Origin of the sequence: Pseudomonas cremoricolorata, assembly GCF_000759535.1 — a bacterium.
In the GTDB taxonomy this organism is placed as follows: domain Bacteria; phylum Pseudomonadota; class Gammaproteobacteria; order Pseudomonadales; family Pseudomonadaceae; genus Aquipseudomonas; species Aquipseudomonas cremoricolorata_A.
In genome coordinates this window covers 2,348,084-2,367,157 of sequence record NZ_CP009455.1, presented here as the reverse complement: position 1 = coordinate 2,367,157, position 19,074 = coordinate 2,348,084, and the positions used below count along the sequence as shown (strand labels likewise).

Genomic DNA, 19,074 nt, shown 5'->3' with positions numbered 1-19,074 from the left:
GGTTCCCCTACAGGAGCCTCACCATGCGCAATCACGTCTCTGCCATCGTGCTGCTGACCGCGTTGTCGCCCGCCGTCACAGCCCAGCCGCTTATCCCCGCTCTCGACCCCCACGCCACGGTCGAGCGGATCAACCGCAACTACAACACCCTCGACAATGCCTGTCGTGAACCGGACACCGGCGCGCCGCGCGGCCACTACTATTGCAGCGGCGTGACCTTGCGCATGGTCGATGACGGGCCATTCAACCCTTGGGACTATAGCGAGTTCGCCAAGAAAACCGGCGCTACGTCCTACAGTTGGATACGCCGCGACCTTAGCATCAACGGCCTGGTGCGCCCGGCCGGATTCATACTGCGCACCCCCCGGGACGCACACGCGCTGGGCCTCCCAGTGATGGAAACCGGCTTCATGTGCATCTATTCGTTCGACGGCTTCACCGGTCCCGAGCGGCGCTGGCATGGCTGCGGTGGCTACAACCAGCCGCTGCCCACTGACAATCAGGCCAAGTCGGCCACCGTGCCGGCCAACCGCAATCAGGCGCTGGCCTGGGGCAGTTGCGACAGCCTCGGGATCGACACGGCCAACCAATGGCGACAGAACTACCGCTTCGTGCGCACCGACATGAACCGCATCCAGGTGACGCAATGCTCATGGAACGTCGAGCAGGCCAGTGACTGGGACGCAATGATCGATACCCACCAGAACCCCAACGTGCGCAACGACCACTTCGCTCGCCGCGAGCTGAGCAACGAGATGATGCTGCGCAATGCCAGCGAGGACGGCGACGGCAGCGCGCGCCTGCCCTACATCGACGCGTTCGTCTGGGACGTCAACAGCACTTATGTCGCACCGACCCGCGGCGATGTGAAGCGCCCTACCCCCGTGGTCGGCCTGGAGCCGGCACGTAATTTCCAGCGCAAGCTGTATGCCCAGGGTTACGCGGTGCCGATTCTGCGCCTGGACTTCAAGAAGCCAGCCAGCCAGCGCTTCAGCTATGCCCCCGAGGATCAGGTCATCGCGATCGGCGACCAGCCGGCAGCGCCGCGGCAGTATGTGCAGTCGGCGGACTGGGCATTGCGCCTCGACCCTGGCACTGGCCGTCAGGAATGGACCCTGACCGTAGTGCCCAGCGCACAGGGTCAGGCGATCCAGGCCAGCAACCCGCAGGCACTCTACGACGAGCTGCGTGCGCTGCGCGGCAGCGATGCGCAATGGCAGGAAAGCGAGCGCGAGCCCGGCAGCATGCGTCAGCAGTTAAGTTGCCTGATCGACAACTACCCCGCCAACAAGGTGTGGAATCTCGAACCATTTCGCCCGCTCGTCAGCCCGGCTGAAGCGGCCAGAGCCGGGTGCAACCCGTTCATCGCGCCGAGCTCACCGCTGATCGCCTCATCCGCCTGGTCGCAGTTCACCGACAGCGCCAGCGGTCAGCCCGTGTGGGGCTTGCGCGTGGTGCCGACCCAGGCCGGACGCAGTGCCAGCAATGAAGCGCTGTACGCAGAGCTGGAGCGCCTGCGTGGAACGGACCGCGAATGGCAGGAAGGCGGTCCCGGGAGCATGCGCATTCAGCTGGCCTGTCTGCAGAACAACTACCGGAACAAAGCCGACTGGAATCTGGAGCCCTACCGCCCGGCCGTGACTGCGGCGCAGGCCAAGGCACAAGGCTGTAATCCAACCTGAGTCAACCGCGAGATGCCCGACGCCGCCTGCCCGGCGTCGGGCTTTGCACTACGGATAACGAACTGCCGGGTAAGGATTGCAGCCTTGCTTGAGCGACGCTTGATGGCTCACGTCAGGGCGCACCGGCTCCAGATTGAACGAGCCCTTGTTGCGCACTTCGCGACCGTTGTCGACCAGCGCCATGTGGCAGACCAACTGCCTGCGCATACCGCCACCGTAATCGGCACCGCTCCAGCGCGGATCATTCGCGTATTTGCTCACCAGCTCGGCGTACATGGCGTCGGTCTGGTCCTCCTTGATGGTGCGGCCGCAATCGGTGGGGGTCACCGACAGGCTCCAGACGCCTTTGCCCAGATACGGATCATCGCGCTGAATCCACTGAGCCTTGTCAATGTACGACTTGCACGACTGCGCACTGGCGCTCACCCGACGCGGCAGGTCGCGGTGCTGAGCACCTTGTTCACAGGCAAAGCGCGCTTTCTGGTTGGCGTTGGCCGGGAACCCCATGTTGACCACCGGCACCCAGTTTCCGGTGCGCTGATAGTAATCGAACTGATTCTTCTGGGCATCGCGTTTGCCCTGTGCATTGCTGTAGAAAAATGCTGCGACTGGCACGTCTTCACCCTTCTTCCAGCTCACCACGCGCAACTCCGTTTGCACCTGGCGGCCTTCTTGGGTATCGGCGATAGCCTGGCGCGCCTTGATGAACTGCGCAAAGGCATCACGTCGACCTTCGCGCGACTGGCTACCGCTCATGCTGAAGGCGCACTGGCGCTTGTGTCGCTCCTGCCGATCGGCGCTGCCGCCCAACGCGTCGTACTGGCGTTTCCAATCGGCCACATCCTTGATCCCCAGCGCCTGACAACTTTTCTCTATTTGCGGTGTTTGCGAAAAGTCGCCACACCCGCGCTCAGTGCGAAAGTCTGTCCAGGCATCGATGGGATAGGCGCAGAAGACATCGAGTTTCTTCTGCGGGGCTTCGACAAACTGTCGCGGGGTAAAGATAATCCCATTATTGGCTTTTAAACCCGGATCTTCATAACCAATCTTGTCACTGCGCATCCACGACATCGACACCCCGCCAGACTGCTCGGAGTTGGGACTGGGATTCCACACATCGTATTCGCCATTCGGCGCTCGATGGGTACCGCGCATGAGGATACCAGAGCAGTCCACGGCAGGATCGCTGCCGCATCCGCTCGGCGTACTCTGATACCACGTCTGCAACTTCTTAACGACCACTTCACAACTATCGGCACTGACGGCTGGCGTGCAAATAACGAGCGAAATCAAACACGCAGGCAGCAGCGTTCCAGACAATGCGTTCATGGCATCACCTCTAGGTCTTCGATGGGTTAATTGCACCCTCAGACTAAGAGCATGAGTGCTGAATACAACTGGCAGAAATATCAGTGATTGAACGGAAGATGCACTATTGAGTAAGTGTCAGTTATCGAGGCCTTTACAATCGACTCAACGTGCAAGCGTCACACAGGGTGCTGGACCAAGGCACTGTCTGCAGCGCGTCCGTCTTGATGCCTGCGCGCGCGTTCGAACAGGCCACCAATAAAAAACGGCGCGTGCTCCGCCGAGCACGCGCCGTTTCCATGACTGGCAGTCAGGATGCTGTCAACCGTTGTTTTCCAACAACGCCATCGCCTCGGCACTGCTCGCCTCGATCCGTGCCCAGTCGCCGTTCTTGATCCAGCTGCTGTCGAGCATCCAGGTGCCGCCGACGCACATGACGTTGGGCAGGGCCATGTAGTTGCGGGCGTTGGCGGAGTTGACGCCGCCGGTGGGGCAAAAGCGGATGTCGCTGAAGGGGCCGGCGAAGGCTTTGATCGCCGCCACGCCGCCGCTGATCTCGGCCGGGAAGAGCTTGAAGCGGCGGTAGCCCAAGGCGTAGCCGCTCATGATCTCCGACGGGGTGCTGATGCCGGGCAGCAGCGGGATGTCGCTGTGTACGCCGGCGTCGAGCAACGCCGGGGTGATGCCTGGGGTGACGACGAACTGCGCACCGGCCGCCTCGACGGCAGCGAACATGCGCCCGTCAAGCACCGTACCGGCGCCCACGCACAGCTCGGGGCGCTCGGCGCGCAGCACTTCGATGGCCTTGAGCCCGTGCTCGGACCGCAGCGTCACTTCCAGGGTGCGAATGCCCCCGGCCGCCAGTGCGTCGGCCAGCGGCAGGATGTCTTGCTCGCGGGCGATGGTGATCACCGGGAGAATACGTGCCCTGGCGCAGATCGCGTCGATCGCGGCGGTTTTCTCGGCCATGCTCAGCAGCGGCTGCGGGCGTTCGAGGGTGGTCATAGCGGATGATCCTTGGCTCATGGGCACCAGTAGATGTCCAGGGGGTCGTGAAGAAAGGCGCGAATCGGCAAGGCCTGATCGTCGCTTGCGGCCAGTGCCGCGCGCAGGGCGGCCAGCTTGCCGGGGCCCTGGATGGCCAACGCGGTGAACGCCGCACTGGCAAGCAGTGCACGGGTCAGGCTCAGGCGCTGGTGCGGCACCACCGGTGCCAGCATCGGCAGGCAGCGGCGCTGGCCTTCACGGGCCAGGCCCTCGGCCAGGTTCGGGCTTGCCGGGAACAGCGAGGCGGTATGGCCGTCATCGCCCATGCCCAGCACCAGCACATCGATCGGCGGCAACTCGGCCAGCGCCGCGTCGGCCAGTTCTGCGGCGCGCTCAAGGTCGGGCGCGACCTGGTACAGGCCGATGAAACGCGCTTCGGCGGCCGGGCCTTGCAACAGGTGACGGGTCAGCAGGCCGGCGTTGCTGTCGGCGTGCTCGACCGGCACCCAGCGCTCATCGGCCAGGCTCACGGTGACCTTCGACCAGTCCAGCGACTCACGCGCCAGACGCTCGAGGAACGGCACCGGGCTGCGCCCGCCGGATACCACCAGGCAGGCCTGGCCCTTACTGGCGATGGCTGCACGCAGGTGCTGCGCGACATCGCCCGCCAGGCGTTCGGCGAACGCGGTGGCGTCTTGCAGTTGATGCGCCTTCACGCAACTCGGTAGTTGCAGGTCAGATATCGCCATACCACGCCCTCCCATCTCGGGTAATCAATGCAATCGAGCTCATCGGCCCCCAGGAGCCTGCGGCATAGGGTTTGGGGGCGTCGCCGCTGCGCTTCCAGCCAGCGATCAACTGGTCGCACCACGACCAGGCGTGCTCGATCTCGTCCTTGCGCACGAACAGGTTCTGATTACCACGCATCACCTCGAGCAGCAGGCGTTCGTAGGCATCGGGAATCCGCGAGGTGCGCCAGGTATCGGAAAAATTAAGTTGCAGCGGGCCACTGCGCAATTGCATGCCCTTGTCCAGGCCCTGCTCCTTGGTCATCACGCGCAGGGAAATGCCCTCGTCCGGTTGCAGGCGGATGATCAGCTTGTTGCCGATCTCCAGGCGCTGTTCGGGGGCGAAGATGTAATGCGGGGTTTCCTTGAAATGAATGACGATCTGCGACAGCTTCTGCGGCATGCGCTTGCCGGTACGCAGGTAGAACGGCACGCCCGACCAGCGCCAGTTGCGGATGTCGGCGCGCAGGGCGACGAAGGTTTCGGTGTCGCTGTGGGCATTGGAGTTGTCTTCCTCCAGGTACCCCGGCACCGGTTTGCCATCGCTGTAACCGGCAATGTACTGCCCGCGCACCACGCGACTGGCAAGCCCCTCACCGGTGATCGGCGCCAATGCCTTGAGCACTTTCACCTTCTCGTCGCGGATACTGTCGGCCGAAAGATCGCTGGGTGGGTCCATGGCGATCAGGCAGAGCAACTGCAACAGGTGATTCTGGATCATGTCGCGCAGTTGCCCGGCCTTGTCGAAATAGCCCCAGCGCCCCTCGATACCGACCTTCTCGGCCACGGTGATTTCCACATGGGAAATCGAATTCTGGTTCCACTGGGTTTCGAACAGGCTGTTGGCAAAACGCAGGGCGATGAGGTTCTGGACGGTTTCCTTACCCAGGTAGTGGTCGATGCGATAGACCTGGCTTTCCGGGAAGAAGCGCGCCACGGCATCGTTGACCCGCCGCGACGACTCAAGGTCGTGGCCGATGGGTTTTTCCAGCACCACTCGGGTGCGCGAGGCAAGGCCGGCCTTGTCGAGGTTTTCGCAGATGGCGCCGTACACCGCCGCAGCGGTGGCGAAATAGGCGATCAGCGGGTGCTCGCCATTCACCTGGGCCGCCAAGGCCTCATAGCCCTCGGGCTCGAGAAAATCCAGATGCTGGTAGCTCAGGCGCTGCAGAAAGCGGCTCACGGCGACCGCATCGATGTCGTCAGCGGGCACGTAGCGACGCAGCTGCGCTTCGATGGTGCGCAGGTGCTGCTCGGCGCTGCCGGCTTCCCGGGCCAGGGCCAGCAGGCGCGTGTCGGCATGTAGCAACTCGGCACGTTCGAGCTGATACAGCGCCGGAAACAGCTTGCGCAAAGCCAGGTCGCCCAGGGCACCGAACACCGCCAGGGTGCAGGGTTCAACAGAGATGGCAGGCATAATGTGGTTCTTTTATCGAGTTAGGCTAGAAATACCGCGTTCAAAACTGATTTTCAAGGATCAATGTAGTAAATCTAACAACATTGATCGGTATTCCTACGGATATGTGGTGCGTCCCACAGCGCGACAGTAGGATAGACACCATTGCAAAAAGCCTGCTGCCCAGACAGCCGGCTGTCTTATCGACCCAAGGACACCCCATGGACCGCGCGCGAAACCTCCTGGAACAAATCCAGGGCCGCCTCGACGAACTGAACAAAGCCGAACGCAAGGTCGCCGAGGTGATCCTGCTCAACCCGCAACAGGCCACCCGCTTCAGCATCGCCGCACTGGCCCAGGCGGCCAAGGTCAGCGAGCCGACGGTCAACCGCTTCTGCCGCTCGTTCGGTGTCAGCGGCTACCCGGAACTGAAACTGCAACTGGCGCAGAGCCTGGCCAGTGGCGCGGCCTATGTCAGCCGTGCGGTGGAAGCTGACGACGATCCGGCGGCCTACACACAGAAGATCTTCGGCAGCGCCATCGCCTCGCTGGACAGCGCCTGCCAGCAGATCGAACCGCAACAGATCAGTCGCGCCGTCGACATGATGATCCAGGCCCGGCAGATCCACTTCTTCGGCCTCGGCGCCTCGGCCCCGGTGGCGCTGGATGCGCAGCACAAGTTCTTCCGCTTCAACCTGGCGGTGTCGGCACATGCCGATGTGCTGATGCAGCGCATGCTGGCGTCAGTGGCGCACACCGGTGATCTGTTCGTGATCATTTCCTACACTGGGCGCACGCGCGAGCTGGTCGAGGTGGCGCGCCTGGCGCGGGCCAACGGTGCTTCGGTGCTGGGCTTGACCGCTGCCGGCTCGCCGCTGGCCGAGGCGTGCAGCCTGAGCCTGCACATTCCGCTGCCCGAAGACACCGACATCTACATGCCGATGACCTCGCGGATCATCCAGCTCACCGTGCTCGACGTACTCGCCACCGGCATGACCCTGCGCCGCGGTGTCGACTTCCAGCCGCACCTGCGCAAGATCAAGGAAAGCCTCAACGCCAGCCGCTACCCCATCGAAGACGACCTGCTCAACTGAGCCGATGTGCCTGCAGGCGCAAGTGTGCCTGCTCACCCGGCGCCAGACTCAGCGCTTCGTTACAGCCGCTGGCGGCTTCGACACAGACGAAGCCGCGCGCCTCACGCCCCGTCACCCCCACCAACGGCCGACTGCCTGGATGCCAGACTACGGTGTCGTCGCTGTCGCTGGTATCGATGCACAACGCCCGCTGCCAGGCGGCATCCTGCACCTGCACGGCGGCGCTGCCGGGATACACCCGTTGGCAACCCTCTGCGATGTTGAACGGGTTGGTCTGGCGGCAAGGAACGCGATTCATCTGGTCATAGCCCTCGACGTTTTCCAGCCCAGACAGCGCTGTCTTTGCCACGTGACCAATACGCCAGTAAGCCAGCAGCGCATGGCTCAGTTGGCAGGTTTCGCTGTCCTGGTGTTCGGTGGTGAGGGTCAGTTCGAGGGTGTCGGTGAGTCGGGCGTGCAAATCGACCTGCCAGTCGCACAGTTGCAGGCGCCAGTGCAAGGTCACGCCTTGGGCATCCTCAGCACTGTCGATCAGCTGCCAGTCGAGCAGACGCGCCCAGCCGTGGGTCGGCCACAGGTCTTCGCTGGGATGTCGGCCATACCACGGCCAGCACACCGGCACGCCGCCGCGAATGGCGCCGACATGCGGCCACTGCTCGGCACACCACAGCCACGGGCGCTCGCCGCTGGGCTGGAAATGCAGCAGCTGCGCACCTTGGCGGGCGAACACCGCCTGGCACACGGGATGCTCGATGACCAGCACATCACGCTGCTGATGACGCTGCCAGTCGAAGGTCGGCCTGGCCCGCTCGGGGCTGAACAGGCAGTGAAGCGGATGGTCGGGCATGGGCCTGAAGCTCTTGTTGTCGTTGGGTCGCTCAGGTGACGGGGCGCCGTGGCAGACGGCGCCCCGTCACGATCAACCGCAGTGCGGCTGCAAGAAGTGCGTAAATTTACAACAAGCGCCCTCAGAATGACGACTGAATCTTCACCCCGGCGACCAATGCGTTGTCGACTTCGTCCACCGCGCCCGGGCTCTTGATGTACTGCAGGTTGGGCCGCACGGTCAGCCAGTTGGTGACGTGGAAGCCGTAGTAGAGCTCGGCGTTGTACTCGGTGCGTTGCAGGGGCAGGAAGGCCGGATTGTCGTAATCATCAATTCCGCGCTGGGCATTGAGCTGAGCGGCGCGCTTGCGCACATCGTCGTTGACGTGGATGCGCGCCACGCCAAAGCCGATGTCATCCTTGGGCCGGGCGTCGAACGCGCCTTTGTAGACCATCCCCACCTGCTGGTAGTTGTCGACCACGTTGGTGGCCTTGTCGTGCACGGTGAAGTTGGCGAACAGGTTCAGCCCGCGGCTGGCATCGCCGCCGTGCGCGGTGACTTGCTGACGCGCCACTACCCACCAGCCGTGCTTGCTCGAATGCGAGCGGAAGCCGCTGCCGGTCACGCCCTGAGGATTGCCGTTGACGTCCTCGTAGACGTCCTCGGCCTTGGCCGTGCTGTAGTAGTAACCCAGGCGATATTCGCCAGGCAGGCCGTTGACCTTCGGTGACCACACCGCCTCGACCGGCACGATCGCGCCCTTGGTGCCGCTGCCGCTGAGCTTGAAGCCGTTGCCGGTATCGAGGTTCGAGGGGTTCTGCTCGAACGCCCCGACCTGCACGAACAGCTCAGGCGTGAGGTTGTACTTGACCCGCAGCGCCCACTGGCTGACCGGCCAGTTGTACCAGATGCCGCCGACCCAGTTACCCACCTGCGAACCGCAGAAGGCCAGGTTCTGGAAGTCGCAGGGGAAACTGTTGAACTCCTCGCCCGGGCCGTACTGACCGAATTTCACATCCAGCGCGCCATCGAAGTAGGTCTGTTTGAGCCACAGCTGGGTCAGCCGCCAAGTCTGCCCGCGCCCCCAGACTTCCTGCACCGAGCTGAACTGCCCGGCACGCGGATCGCTGATGCGGTCGTTGGACAGGTTTCGGCCACTGCGCTCGGTGATCGCCAGCTTGAACTCGGCGTCGTGCCAGCCGAAGAGTTTCTCCAGGTCGAGGTGCGCGCCGAGGGCGAACTGGTCGCTGTAGCGCGCGGTGCGGTCGTGGTTGTAGCCGCCGCGCAGGTTGCTGGCGACCTCGCCGACGTAGTCGAGAGTGAAGTCATAGCCCTGGTCGAGCAGCGCGGTGCGCGTGCCGCCCCAGTCCCCGGTCATCCATTTCGAGTCGCTGGCAAAGGCCTCGGCAGCCTGCGCTGCGCCGTTGCCGAGCAGCGCCAGGACGGCCAGCGAGCCGAAGGTGGTGATGTGCTTGCGATGATCCATTGCAGTGCGTCCTTCTGTTGTTGTTATTCAGACGATTGGCGCCGCGTGCGTTTACGCGACGTGCTCGTGCTGGGGAGCGACGGCGGCGCGATCGAGCCGCTCGCCAGTGCCTGCGTCGAACAGCAGGACCCGCGCTGGGTCCAGTTGCAGGCGCAGGCTGTCGCCGATCTGGCAGCTCACATCCGGCGCCAGACGGCAGCAGACCTTGGTGCCGTTGAGGGTGACGAACACCAGCAGGTCAGGCCCGGTGGGCTCGGTGACTTCCACCTGTGCGGTGATCCCCGGCATACCGTTGCCCTGGGCCGTGCCCTGGATGATCTGCTCCGGGCGGATGCCGAGTATCACTTCACGCCCGAGCCATTCTTCGCCCGCCGTCACTGGCACTGCACAACGCTCCTGACCGCTGTCGAGCAGGGCCATCATTCGCCCTTCCTGACGCACCAGTGGCGCGGGAATGAAGTTCATCGGCGGCGAGCCGATGAAGCTGGCGACGAACTGGTTGGCCGGGTCGTTGTAGATCTGCTGAGGGGTGCCGAACTGCTGGACGATGCCGTCCTTCATCACCGCCACCTTGTCGCCGAGGGTCATGGCCTCGATCTGGTCGTGGGTGACGTACACCGTGGTGGTTTTCAGGCGCTGGTGCATGAGCTTGATTTCGGTGCGCATCTCTACCCGCAACTTGGCGTCGAGGTTCGACAGCGGTTCGTCGAACAGGTAGATGCGCGGCCGACGGGCCAGCGCGCGGCCCATCGCCACGCGCTGCTGCTGCCCGCCGGAGAGCTGCGCTGGCTTGCGACCAAGCAAGTGCTCGATCTGCAGCAGCCGGGCGACCCGCGCCACCTCTTCGTCGATGGCCGCCTGCGGCAGCTTGCGAATCTTCAGGCCGAAGGCAATGTTGTCGCGCACGCTCATGGTCGGGTACAGCGCGTAGGACTGAAACACCATGGCGATGTCACGGTCCTTGGGGCTCATGCCGCTGATGTCGACGCCGTCGACCAGAATCTCCCCGCCGCTGATCTCTTCCAGGCCGGCGATGCAGTTCATCAGGGTCGACTTACCGCACCCCGACGGCCCGACCAGAATCAGGAACTCGCCTGAATCGATGGCCAGCTCGATGGACTTGAGGGTGTCCGGCAGGCCGCTGCCGTAGCGTTTGTTGACGTTGCGAAGTTCCAGACGTGCCATGTGTCACCCCTTGACTGCGCCGGCGGTGAGGCCGCGCAGGAAATATTTGCCAGCCACGACGTAGACCAGCAGGGTCGGAAGCCCCGCGATCATCGCCGCCGCCATGTCGACGTTGTATTCCTTGACCCCGGTGCTGGTGTTGACCAGGTTGTTCAGCGCCACCGTGATCGGTTGGGCGTCGCCGCTGGCGAACACCACGCCGAAGAGGAAGTCGTTCCAGATCTGGGTGAACTGCCAGATCAGGCAGACCATGATGATCGGCAACGACATCGGCAGCAGGATGCGTCCGAAGATCGTGAAGAAGCCTGCCCCATCGAGCCGCGCCGCCTGCACCAGGGCCTGCGGCACGCTGCAGTAGTAATTGCGGAAGAACAGCGTGGTGAAGGCCAGCCCGTAGACGATGTGCACCAGCACCAGGCCCGTGGTGGTGCTGGCCAGGCCCAGCTTGCCGAGGGTGAACGAGGCCGGCAGCAGCACGGTCTGGAACGGCAGGAAGCAGCCGAACAGCAGCAAACCGAAGAACAGCTGCGAGCCACGGAAGCGCCACATCGACAGCACGTAGCCGTTCAGCGCACCGATCAGGGTCGAGGCCAGGACCGCCGGCACGGTGATCTTCACCGAGTTCCAGAAGTAGCCACCGACACTGTCCCAGGCCTTGAACCAGCCGATGCCAGTCACCACCTCGGGCCAGCTCAACAGGTTGCCGGTACGGATGTCGTCCGGCGACTTGAAGCTGGTCAGCAGCATCACCAACAGCGGAATCAGGTACACCGCGCAGGCCACCAGCAGGGTGCCGTGGATGGCCAGGCGGCTTGGGGAAATCCAACGCGGGCGATGGCTATTCATGGCGCTTGTTCCTCAATTCGGAATACAGGTACGGCACGAGGATCGCCAGAATCGCCCCGAGCATGAGAATGGCGCTGGCCGAACCCATGCCCATCTGTCCACGGCTGAAGGTGAAGCTGTACATGAACATCGCCGGCAGGTCAGAGGCATAGCCCGGCCCGCCTGCGGTCATCGCCGCTACCAGGTCGAAGCTCTTGATGGCGATGTGGGCGAGGATCATCACCGCGCTGAAGAACACCGGGCGCAGGCTCGGCAGGACGATGCGCAGGTAGATGCGCGGCAGACTGGCGCCATCGACCTGGGCGGCGCGGATGATCGACGGGTCGACCCCACGCAGGCCGGCCAGGAACAGCGCCATGACAAAACCCGAGGCCTGCCACACGGCGGCGATCACCAGGCAGTACACAACCCGCTCCGGGTCCACCAGCCAGTCAAAGCGAAAACCCTCCCAGCCCCAGTCGCGCAGCAGTTTGTCCAGGCCCAGACCCGGATTGAGCAGCCACTTCCAGGCGGTGCCGGTGACGATCATCGACAGCGCCATCGGGTACAGGTAGATGGTTCGGATGAAGCCTTCGCGGCGGATGCGCTGGTCGAGCAGCACCGCCAGCAGCACGCCGAGCACCAGGCTGATGCCGATGAACAGGCCACCGAACACCGCCAGGTTCTTGCTCGCCACCCACCAGCGGTCGTTGTCGAGCAGCTTCAGGTACTGCGTCAGGCCAGCCCAGCGGTAGTTGGGCATGAACGTCGACTGGGTGAAGGACAGCACCAGGGTCCAGCCGATGTAGCCGTAGAAGCCCACCAGCACGATGAGCATGCTTGGCGCCAGCACCAGCTTGGGCAGCCAGCGCTGCAAGGCGTCCAGGGGCGAGGCCCGCAGGCGCGCGGTCGCAGTATTCATGGAGTGATCCCCAGGAAATGATTGAAAAGGGAGAGGCAGGCCGGGCACGGGGCCCGGCCAGTGGCCGTCAGCGTGAGGCCTTGATCGCCGCGCTCAGCTGTTTGGCCGCCTTGGCCGGATCGGCCTTGGGGTCGTTGAGGAAGTTGCTGACCACATCGAAGATGGCGCCCTGCACCGCCAGCGACGAGGCCATGTTGTGCGCCATGCTCGGCTGCAGACCGTCACCCTTGCTGGCCTCGGCAAAATCCTTGGCCGAGCGCTGGGTGCAGGCGTCGAACTGGCTCATGTCCATGTCCTGGCGCACCGGCAGCGAGCCCTTGTTCTGGTTGAAAGCGGTCTGGAAGGGTTTTTCCAGCGCCACTTTGGCCAGGTCGTTCTGCGCCTTGATGTCGTTGGCGTTGCTCAGCTTGAACATCGCCAGCGAGTCGATGTTGTAGGTGAAGCTGCCCTGGGTGCCGGGGAATGGCACGCATTGGTAGTCGCTGCCAGCGACCTTGTGCGCGGCGGTCCATTCGCTCTTGGCCCAGTCGCCCATGATCTGCATGCCGGCCTTGCCGGTGATGACCTCGGCGGCGGCGATGTTCCAGTCACGCCCGGCGCGGTTGGGGTCCATGTAGCCGGCCAGACGCTGCAAGGCCTGGAAGGTCTCGATCATCTTGGCGCCGGTGAGGGTCTGCTCGTCGAGCTCGACGAAGGCCTTGTGATAGCCCTGCGGGCCGAGCACGCTCAGCACCAGGCTTTCGAACACGGTGCTGTCCTGCCAAGGCTGGCCACCGTGGGCCAGGGGCTGGAAGCCGGCGGCCTTGAGCTTGTCGGCGGCGGCGAACAGCTCGTCGAGGGTTTCCGGCACCTTGGCCCCGGCCTTCTCGAACACCTGCGGGTTGATCCATAGCCAGTTGACCCGATGGATGTTCACCGGCACGGCGACGTAGTGACCGTCGTATTTCCAGATCGGCGTGAGCTTGGCCGGCAGGAGTTGATCCCAGTGGTTGGCGCTGGCCACTTCGTCCAGCTCGGTGAGCAGACCAAGGGCGCCCCACTCCTGGATGTCCGGGCCTTTGATCTGCGCGGCGGCAGGCGGATTGCCGGCCACGGCGCGGCTTTTCAGCACGGTCATGGCCGCAGCACCACCGCCACCGGCGACGGCGTTGTCCTTCCAGGTGAAACCGTCTTTTTCGATTTGTTGCTTGAGGGTCTGTACGGCCGCCGCTTCACCGCCCGAGGTCCACCAGTGCAGGACTTCGACGGTGCCGTTGTCGGCAGCCACGGCGCTCAGGGGCAGAGCGCAGGCGAGGGAAACAGCAGTAGCCAGGCGAGTGATGGCATTCATGCGGGTCAACCTTTTTTGTTGTTATGCAAGGCAAGTCATGTGCTTGCGCGTGGATCGGAGTCTAAACAGGCGACCGAAGGCGGCAGGTAACGAAGCGATGCGCGATTGTCACCAACTGGTGACATTGGCCCTCAGGGCTGCCCACGCGGCAGACTCAGGGTGACCCGCAAGCCGCCCTGGCGCAGGTTGAGCAGGCTGACTTCGCCGCCGTGGCTGTGGGCGATGTTGCGCGCGATGCCCAGGCCCAGGCCGTAGCCCTGCTGCTGCCCGGCCAGGCGAAAGTGCGGCTCGAAGACGTGCTCGAGCTGCTGTTGCGGGACGCCAGGCCCTTGATCGTCGACCTGCAGGACGAAACCGCTGGCGCTGTCGAGGATGCGCAGGTGCGCGCGCTCGCCGTACTTGATGGCATTGTCGATGAGGTTGCCGATACAGCGGCGCAACGCCAGCGACTTGCCCAGGTAGGGCGTCAGAGCACGCCCTTCGAGGGTGATGCGGCCATCGCGCAGGTAGGGTTCGGCGAGCATTTCCAGCACCTGGTTGAGATCGATCGGCTCGATGTTCTCGTGAATGTCGGTGTCCTTGACGCATTGCAGGGCGCCCTTGACCAGCAGCTCCAGCTCGTCGAGGTCACGGTTGAACGTGCGCTGCGCCTGTTCGTCTTCGAGCAGCTCGACACGCAGCCGCAGGCGGGTGATGGGCGTGCGCAGGTCGTGGGAAATGGCGCTGAACAGCTGGCTGCGCTCGGTCAGGTAGCGGCTGATGCGCTCGCGCATGCTGTTGAAGGCGCGGCTCACCTCCACCACCTCGCTGCCGCCCCCGCCTGCCAGCGGCGCCACGTCGGCGCCCAGCGACAAATCACGGGCGGCGTGGGCCAGGCGTTTGAGCGGACGGGTCTGCCAGTGCACCAGCAGGCCGATGAACAGCAACAGCAAGGCGGTGGTCAGGGCAATGAAGCCAACCTGCTGGCGCGGCAGGCGCTCGGCTTCAAGGCTGGTGTAGGGCTCAGGCATCAGCGAGGCGATGTACAGCCATTCGTGTTCACCCAGGCGTATCTGCGTCACCAGCACCGGTGGATTGAGCGGCTCCAGCGTCAGCGAATAATGCGCCCATGAGCGCGGCAGTTCATCGAGCTTCAGGCCGCTGTTGAACAGGCGCAACTCCTGCGGGCTGACGAAGGCCACGCTGATGTCCATCTGCTTGCCCAGGCGCTCGTGCAGCACCTCGTCGAACACCTCGATCACCGCCTTTTTGCGCGCGGTCAGCGGCAAACTCGGCATGTCCAGGGGCTTGTCGTTGAGCGAGACGAAAAAGCGCGTGCCGCCCATGCTGCGCAGCTGATCGAGCACCATCGGCCGGTACGCCACCGGCAGCGAGCGGAAGTAACTGACGCTGGCGCTCATCGAATGGGCCAGGCTGCCGGCACTGGCCTGCAAGCCCTGGATCTGGCTGGCGCGCAGTTGCGCCACCCAGATCAGGCTCGACAGCCCCTGGGCCAGCAGCACCACCAGCAGGGTCAGCAGCAGCATGCGCCCCAACAACGAGCGCGGCAGCAGGCGCCAGCGCGGCTCAGCCGACCGGACGGACATGGGTCGCCAGCAGGTAGCCGCTGCCACGCACGGTGCGGATCAGTCGCGGGGGTTTTTCCGTGTCGCGCAGGCGTTGACGCAGGCGGCTCACTGCCATGTCGACGATGCGGTCCAGCGGCATCGGCTCGCGACCTCGGGTGGCATTGCCGATGGTGTCGCGGTCGAGAATCTGCTGTGGGTGATCGAGGAACAGCTTGAGCAAGGCGAAATCGGCGCCGGTCAGAATGACCTCTTCCCCATCACGGTGGTACAGCCGGTGGCTGGTGGTATCGAGGCGCCAGTCATCGAAGCCAAGTATCGCGTTGCCCGGCTGCGCCTGGGCGAACTCGGTGCGGCGCAGCAGCGCCTTGATCCGCGCCAGCAGTTCGCGCGGGCCGAACGGCTTGCCCATGTAGTCGTCGGCGCCAAGCTCCAGGCCGATCACCCGGTCGGTTTCGTCGGAGCTGGCGGTGAGCATGATGATCGGCATGCGCGCATGCTGCGGGTGCTGGCGCACCCAGCGGCAGAGGCTGAAGCCATCTTCGTCGGGCAACATCACATCGAGGATCGCCAAGTCGTACGGCTGCGCTTCGAGGGACTGGCGAAAGCTGCGACCATCACGCTCGGCGCGAACCTGAAAACCGGCGCGGCTGAGGTAGGTTTGCAGCAGTTCACAGATATCGTGGTCGTCGTCGACCATCAGGATCGACTTGCTGACAGTGCTCAAAGTAAGTTCCTTGGTGTGCTGGCCCGCCGCTCTGCGGCGGCTGGGCCATGGCTCAATCGTGCAGGGCCTGCTCCAGCGCCACACCGGCGCCCAGCAGACCCGACAACTCGGCGGTGACCAGCCACACCGGAATGCCGGCGAAGTAGTCGCTCATGCAGCCTTTGTCGGTGAAGCTGGTGTGGAAACCGCTGCGCAGGAACAGCTCGGCGAAGCGCGGGATCACGCCGCCGGCGATATACACACCGCCACGCGCGCCAAGGGTCAGCACGTTGTTGCCGGCCACCCGTCCGAGAAAACGGCAGAACTGCTCGATCACCGCCGCAGCGCGCGGCTCGCCGGCCAGTGCCGCATCGGTGATCTGCGCCGGGGTCTTGTGCCGTGGCACGTCGCCGTCCAGCGCGCACATGGCCTGGTACAGCCGCAGCAGGCCGCCGCCGCTGAGTACGGTCTCGGCACTGACATGGCCGATCTGCCCATGCAGTTGCTGGTGAATCGCCGCCTCGCGGGCGTTGCCCACCGGCAGGTCGACGTGACCGCCCTCCCCCGGCAGCGCCAGCCAGCGCCGCTCGCCCTGACGCAGCAGGCAGCCCACGCCCAGCCCGGTGCCAGGGCCGATGACCAGTGCCGGCCGGGCGGCGTCGGCGTCACCCGCGCAGACCTCGATGTATTCGTCGGCCTTGAGCCGGGTCATGCCCAGAGCCATGGCGGTGAAATCATTGACCAGCAACAGCCGGTCGATCTGCAGGTGCTTGCAGAACGCGCGCTGGCTGAGGTGCCATTGGTTGTTGGTGAACTGGAACTCATCGCCATCCACCGGCCCGGCCACGGCCAGGCAGGCCGCGCTCACCTCGCCCAGGGCCACGCCCTGGTCGGCCAGGTAATACTCGATGGCCTGTTCCGGGCCGCTGTAGTCGGCGGTGGCGAACACCTCCACGGCGTGCAGCTGGTTGTCTCGCCACAGGGCAAAGCGTGCGTTGGTGCCACCGATGTCGCCGACCAGCAAGTCCTTCATCCAAGCTTCTCCAAATCCGCAGTAAAGGCGCTGGCGCCCTGCTCGGCCGAGCTGAAGGCGACGCGCATGAAGCCGAACAGCTCGCGTCCGCAGCCCAAGTCGTTGCCCTGGGGTGCGGGGGGCAGGTCGCGGCTGGCCAGTTCCTCGGCCGAGATCAGCACCTGCAGCGTGCCTTCGACGCCGTCGACGCGCACCATATCACCATCGCGCAGCCGTGCCAGCGGTCCACCATCGTAGGCTTCCGGGCACACGTGAATCGCCGCCGGAATCTTGCCCGACGCACCGGACATGCGCCCGTCGGTCACCAGCGCTACCTTGAAGCCGCGGTCCTGCAATACGCCAAGGAACGGGGTCAGCTTGTGCAGTTCAGGCATGCCGTTGCAGCGCGGCCCCTGGAAACGCACCACGGCGACGAAATCGCGCTCCAGCTCGCCGGCCTTGAAGGCCTCGGCCAGCGATTGTTGATCGTGGAAGATGCGTGCCGGGGCTTCGACCACCTGATGCTCGCGCGCCACCGCCGAGACTTTCATCACGCCACGGCCAAGGTTGCCGTTCATCACCCGCAGCCCACCCTCGGGCGAGAACGGCCGCGCCACTGGACGCAGGATCGATTCATCCAGGCTCTGCGCCGGGCCTTCGCGCCAAACCAGTTGGCCGTCTTCGAGGAACGGCTCCTGGGTATAGCGGCGCAGGCCGGGGCCGGCGACGGTGTTGACGTCTTCGTGCAAGAGGCCTGCATCGAGCAGTTCGCGAATGAGGAAGGCCATGCCGCCGCTGGCCTGGAAGTGGTTGATGTCGGCTTTGCCATTGGGGTAGACGTGCGACAGCGTCGGCACCACTTCGGACAGATCGGCCATGTCCTGCCAGGTCAGCTGGATGCCGGCGGCCTGGGCGATGGCTGGCATGTGCAAGGTGTGGTTGGTCGAGCCGCCGGTAGCGTGCAGGGCGACGATGGAGTTGACCAGCGCCTTCTCGTCGACGATTTCGCCCAGCGGCATGAAGTTGCCGCTGGCTTTGGTCATGCGGGTTACCTGACGCGCGGCCTCGGCGGTCAGCGCATCGCGCAGCGGCGTGTACGGGTTGACGAACGAGGCGCCAGGCAAGTGCAGGCCCATCACTTCCATCACCAGCTGGTTGGTGTTGGCGGTGCCGTAGAAGGTGCAGGTGCCGGGGCCGTGGTACGACTTCATTTCCGATTCGAGCAGCTCTTCACGGCTGGCCTTGCCTTCGGCGTAGCGCTGGCGCACATCGGCCTTTTCCTTGTTGGAAATGCCCGAAACCATCGGCCCGCCGGGCACGAACACGGTCGGCAGATGGCCGAAACGCAGCGCCCCCATCATCAGCCCGGGAACGATCTTATCGCAGATGCCGAGCATCAGCGCGGCATCGAACATGTTGTGCGACAGGGCGATGGCGGTGGACATGGCGATCACTTCGCGGCTGGCGATAGCCAGTTCCATGCCCGGCTCGCCCTGGGTGACACCGTCGCACATGGCCGGCACGCCACCGGCGAACTGGCCGACCGAACCAACGTCACGCAGGGCCTGTTTGATCTGCTCAGGGAAATGTTGATAGGGCTGATGCGCCGAGAGCATGTCGTTGTAAGCCGAGACGATGGCGACGTTGGCGGCGTTCATCAGGCGCAGGGTCTGTTTGTCGTCGGCGCCGCAACCGGCCACGCCATGGGCGAAGTTGGCGCACTGCAGGCTGGCACGCATGGGCCCGGTACTGGCCGCGCCGCGAATCAGCTGCAGGTAGCGTTCACGGGTGGCGCGGCTGCGTTCGATCAGCCGCTGAGTGACCTCAAGGATGCGCGGGTGCATGTACTGGACTCCAGGCTTGCGGTAAGGGCGCTCTCGGCGGGCAGTTCGCCCTGATTTGCGCGGCGACCTAGGCTCAGCAAGAGCCTACCATCACAGCGGGAAAGGGTACCCGGAGCGC

Annotated in this window: 15 protein-coding genes and 1 pseudogene; 2 read left to right on the top strand and 14 right to left on the bottom strand. The window is 64.4% G+C overall.

Annotated features, from left to right (window positions below; all coding sequences use genetic code 11):
• The first annotated feature begins 23 nt into the window (after positions 1-23).
• The gene (locus tag LK03_RS10310) at positions 24-1,682 is read left to right on the top strand and encodes a DUF2599 domain-containing protein (protein WP_038412250.1); all 1,659 of its coding nucleotides are present in this window, start codon (positions 24-26) and stop codon (positions 1,680-1,682) included.
• A gap of 48 nt (positions 1,683-1,730) precedes the next feature.
• Here the strand turns inward: LK03_RS10310 and LK03_RS10305 are convergent, their stop codons facing one another.
• The 4 genes from LK03_RS10305 to zwf all read right to left on the bottom strand — a co-directional run bounded on the left by LK03_RS10305 (position 1,731) and on the right by zwf (position 6,182).
• A complete protein-coding gene (locus tag LK03_RS10305; protein ID WP_038412249.1) occupies positions 1,731-3,011 on the bottom strand; it encodes a DUF2599 domain-containing protein in 1,281 nt (426 codons plus the stop codon).
• A gap of 300 nt (positions 3,012-3,311) precedes the next feature.
• The gene (locus LK03_RS10300) at positions 3,312-3,995 is read right to left on the bottom strand and encodes a bifunctional 4-hydroxy-2-oxoglutarate aldolase/2-dehydro-3-deoxy-phosphogluconate aldolase (protein WP_038412248.1); all 684 of its coding nucleotides are present in this window, start codon (positions 3,993-3,995) and stop codon (positions 3,312-3,314) included.
• A 17-nt stretch (positions 3,996-4,012) separates the two neighbouring features.
• A complete protein-coding gene (gene pgl / locus LK03_RS10295) occupies positions 4,013-4,726 on the bottom strand; it encodes a 6-phosphogluconolactonase (RefSeq protein ID WP_038412247.1) in 714 nt (237 codons plus the stop codon).
• Positions 4,713-6,182, bottom strand: coding sequence for a glucose-6-phosphate dehydrogenase (gene zwf / locus LK03_RS10290; protein WP_038412246.1), 1,470 nt, complete (start codon positions 6,180-6,182; stop codon positions 4,713-4,715). The genes pgl and zwf overlap by 14 nt, the downstream gene beginning before the upstream one ends.
• A gap of 200 nt (positions 6,183-6,382) precedes the next feature.
• On the opposite strand from zwf, the gene hexR reads away from it, so the two are divergent.
• Positions 6,383-7,255 carry a DNA-binding transcriptional regulator HexR gene (gene hexR / locus LK03_RS10285; protein ID WP_038412245.1) on the top strand — a complete coding sequence of 291 codons (873 nt, stop codon included), beginning with the start codon at positions 6,383-6,385 and terminating at the stop codon, positions 7,253-7,255.
• Here hexR and LK03_RS10280 read toward each other — a convergent pair.
• From LK03_RS10280 to edd, 10 genes and pseudogenes are all read right to left on the bottom strand, one after another.
• The gene (locus LK03_RS10280) at positions 7,248-8,102 is read right to left on the bottom strand and encodes an aldose epimerase (RefSeq protein WP_038412244.1); all 855 of its coding nucleotides are present in this window, start codon (positions 8,100-8,102) and stop codon (positions 7,248-7,250) included. The genes hexR and LK03_RS10280 overlap by 8 nt on opposite strands.
• Before the next feature lie 121 nt (positions 8,103-8,223).
• The gene (locus LK03_RS10275; RefSeq protein WP_038412243.1) at positions 8,224-9,567 is read right to left on the bottom strand and encodes a carbohydrate porin; all 1,344 of its coding nucleotides are present in this window, start codon (positions 9,565-9,567) and stop codon (positions 8,224-8,226) included.
• A gap of 19 nt (positions 9,568-9,586) precedes the next feature.
• Positions 9,587-10,752: pseudogene (locus LK03_RS10270) on the bottom strand (ABC transporter ATP-binding protein); the annotation flags it as partial.
• Positions 10,753-10,755: 3 nt separating this feature from the next.
• Positions 10,756-11,598: a carbohydrate ABC transporter permease gene (locus LK03_RS10265; RefSeq protein WP_038412240.1), complete on the bottom strand. Its 843-nt coding sequence runs from the start codon at positions 11,596-11,598 to the stop codon at positions 10,756-10,758.
• Positions 11,591-12,499 (bottom strand): carbohydrate ABC transporter permease, encoded by a 909-nt coding sequence (locus tag LK03_RS10260; RefSeq protein WP_028696670.1) that lies wholly within the window; start codon positions 12,497-12,499, stop codon positions 11,591-11,593. Before LK03_RS10260 ends, LK03_RS10265 begins: the two co-directional genes overlap by 8 nt.
• 67 nt (positions 12,500-12,566) lie before the next feature.
• The gene (locus LK03_RS10255) at positions 12,567-13,829 is read right to left on the bottom strand and encodes an ABC transporter substrate-binding protein (protein WP_028696669.1); all 1,263 of its coding nucleotides are present in this window, start codon (positions 13,827-13,829) and stop codon (positions 12,567-12,569) included.
• A 131-nt stretch (positions 13,830-13,960) separates the two neighbouring features.
• The gene (locus LK03_RS10250; RefSeq protein WP_038412238.1) at positions 13,961-15,415 is read right to left on the bottom strand and encodes an ATP-binding protein; all 1,455 of its coding nucleotides are present in this window, start codon (positions 15,413-15,415) and stop codon (positions 13,961-13,963) included.
• Entirely contained in the window at positions 15,396-16,094 is a 699-nt protein-coding gene (locus tag LK03_RS10245; RefSeq protein WP_430962075.1) for a response regulator, read from the bottom strand. The genes LK03_RS10250 and LK03_RS10245 overlap by 20 nt, the downstream gene beginning before the upstream one ends.
• Before the next feature lie 79 nt (positions 16,095-16,173).
• Positions 16,174-17,133, bottom strand: a complete 960-nt coding sequence (locus LK03_RS10240) for a glucokinase (RefSeq protein ID WP_038412236.1) — start codon at positions 17,131-17,133, stop codon at positions 16,174-16,176.
• Positions 17,130-18,956, bottom strand: a complete 1,827-nt coding sequence (gene edd / locus LK03_RS10235) for a phosphogluconate dehydratase (protein WP_038412235.1) — start codon at positions 18,954-18,956, stop codon at positions 17,130-17,132. The genes LK03_RS10240 and edd overlap by 4 nt, the downstream gene beginning before the upstream one ends.
• Positions 18,957-19,074: the final 118 nt, after the last annotated feature.

What these genes read in the sequence shown, in the direction of transcription:
- hexR (WP_038412245.1), top strand. Translation starts at nt 6,383, where the DNA reads ATGGACCGCGCGCGAAACCTCCTGGAACAAATCCAGGGCCGCCTCGAC.
- LK03_RS10305 (WP_038412249.1), bottom strand. Translation starts at nt 3,011, where the DNA reads ATGAACGCATTGTCTGGAACGCTGCTGCCTGCGTGTTTGATTTCGCTC.
- pgl (WP_038412247.1), bottom strand. Translation starts at nt 4,726, where the DNA reads ATGGCGATATCTGACCTGCAACTACCGAGTTGCGTGAAGGCGCATCAA.
- LK03_RS10250 (WP_038412238.1), bottom strand. Translation starts at nt 15,415, where the DNA reads ATGTCCGTCCGGTCGGCTGAGCCGCGCTGGCGCCTGCTGCCGCGCTCG.
- LK03_RS10240 (WP_038412236.1), bottom strand. Translation starts at nt 17,133, where the DNA reads ATGAAGGACTTGCTGGTCGGCGACATCGGTGGCACCAACGCACGCTTT.
- LK03_RS10280 (WP_038412244.1), bottom strand. Translation starts at nt 8,102, where the DNA reads ATGCCCGACCATCCGCTTCACTGCCTGTTCAGCCCCGAGCGGGCCAGG.
- LK03_RS10310 (WP_038412250.1), top strand. Translation starts at nt 24, where the DNA reads ATGCGCAATCACGTCTCTGCCATCGTGCTGCTGACCGCGTTGTCGCCC.
- LK03_RS10265 (WP_038412240.1), bottom strand. Translation starts at nt 11,598, where the DNA reads ATGAATAGCCATCGCCCGCGTTGGATTTCCCCAAGCCGCCTGGCCATC.
- LK03_RS10260 (WP_028696670.1), bottom strand. Translation starts at nt 12,499, where the DNA reads ATGAATACTGCGACCGCGCGCCTGCGGGCCTCGCCCCTGGACGCCTTG.
- LK03_RS10300 (WP_038412248.1), bottom strand. Translation starts at nt 3,995, where the DNA reads ATGACCACCCTCGAACGCCCGCAGCCGCTGCTGAGCATGGCCGAGAAA.
- LK03_RS10275 (WP_038412243.1), bottom strand. Translation starts at nt 9,567, where the DNA reads ATGGATCATCGCAAGCACATCACCACCTTCGGCTCGCTGGCCGTCCTG.
- LK03_RS10245 (WP_430962075.1), bottom strand. Translation starts at nt 16,094, where the DNA reads ATGGTCGACGACGACCACGATATCTGTGAACTGCTGCAAACCTACCTC.
- LK03_RS10255 (WP_028696669.1), bottom strand. Translation starts at nt 13,829, where the DNA reads ATGAATGCCATCACTCGCCTGGCTACTGCTGTTTCCCTCGCCTGCGCT.
- edd (WP_038412235.1), bottom strand. Translation starts at nt 18,956, where the DNA reads ATGCACCCGCGCATCCTTGAGGTCACTCAGCGGCTGATCGAACGCAGC.
- zwf (WP_038412246.1), bottom strand. Translation starts at nt 6,182, where the DNA reads ATGCCTGCCATCTCTGTTGAACCCTGCACCCTGGCGGTGTTCGGTGCC.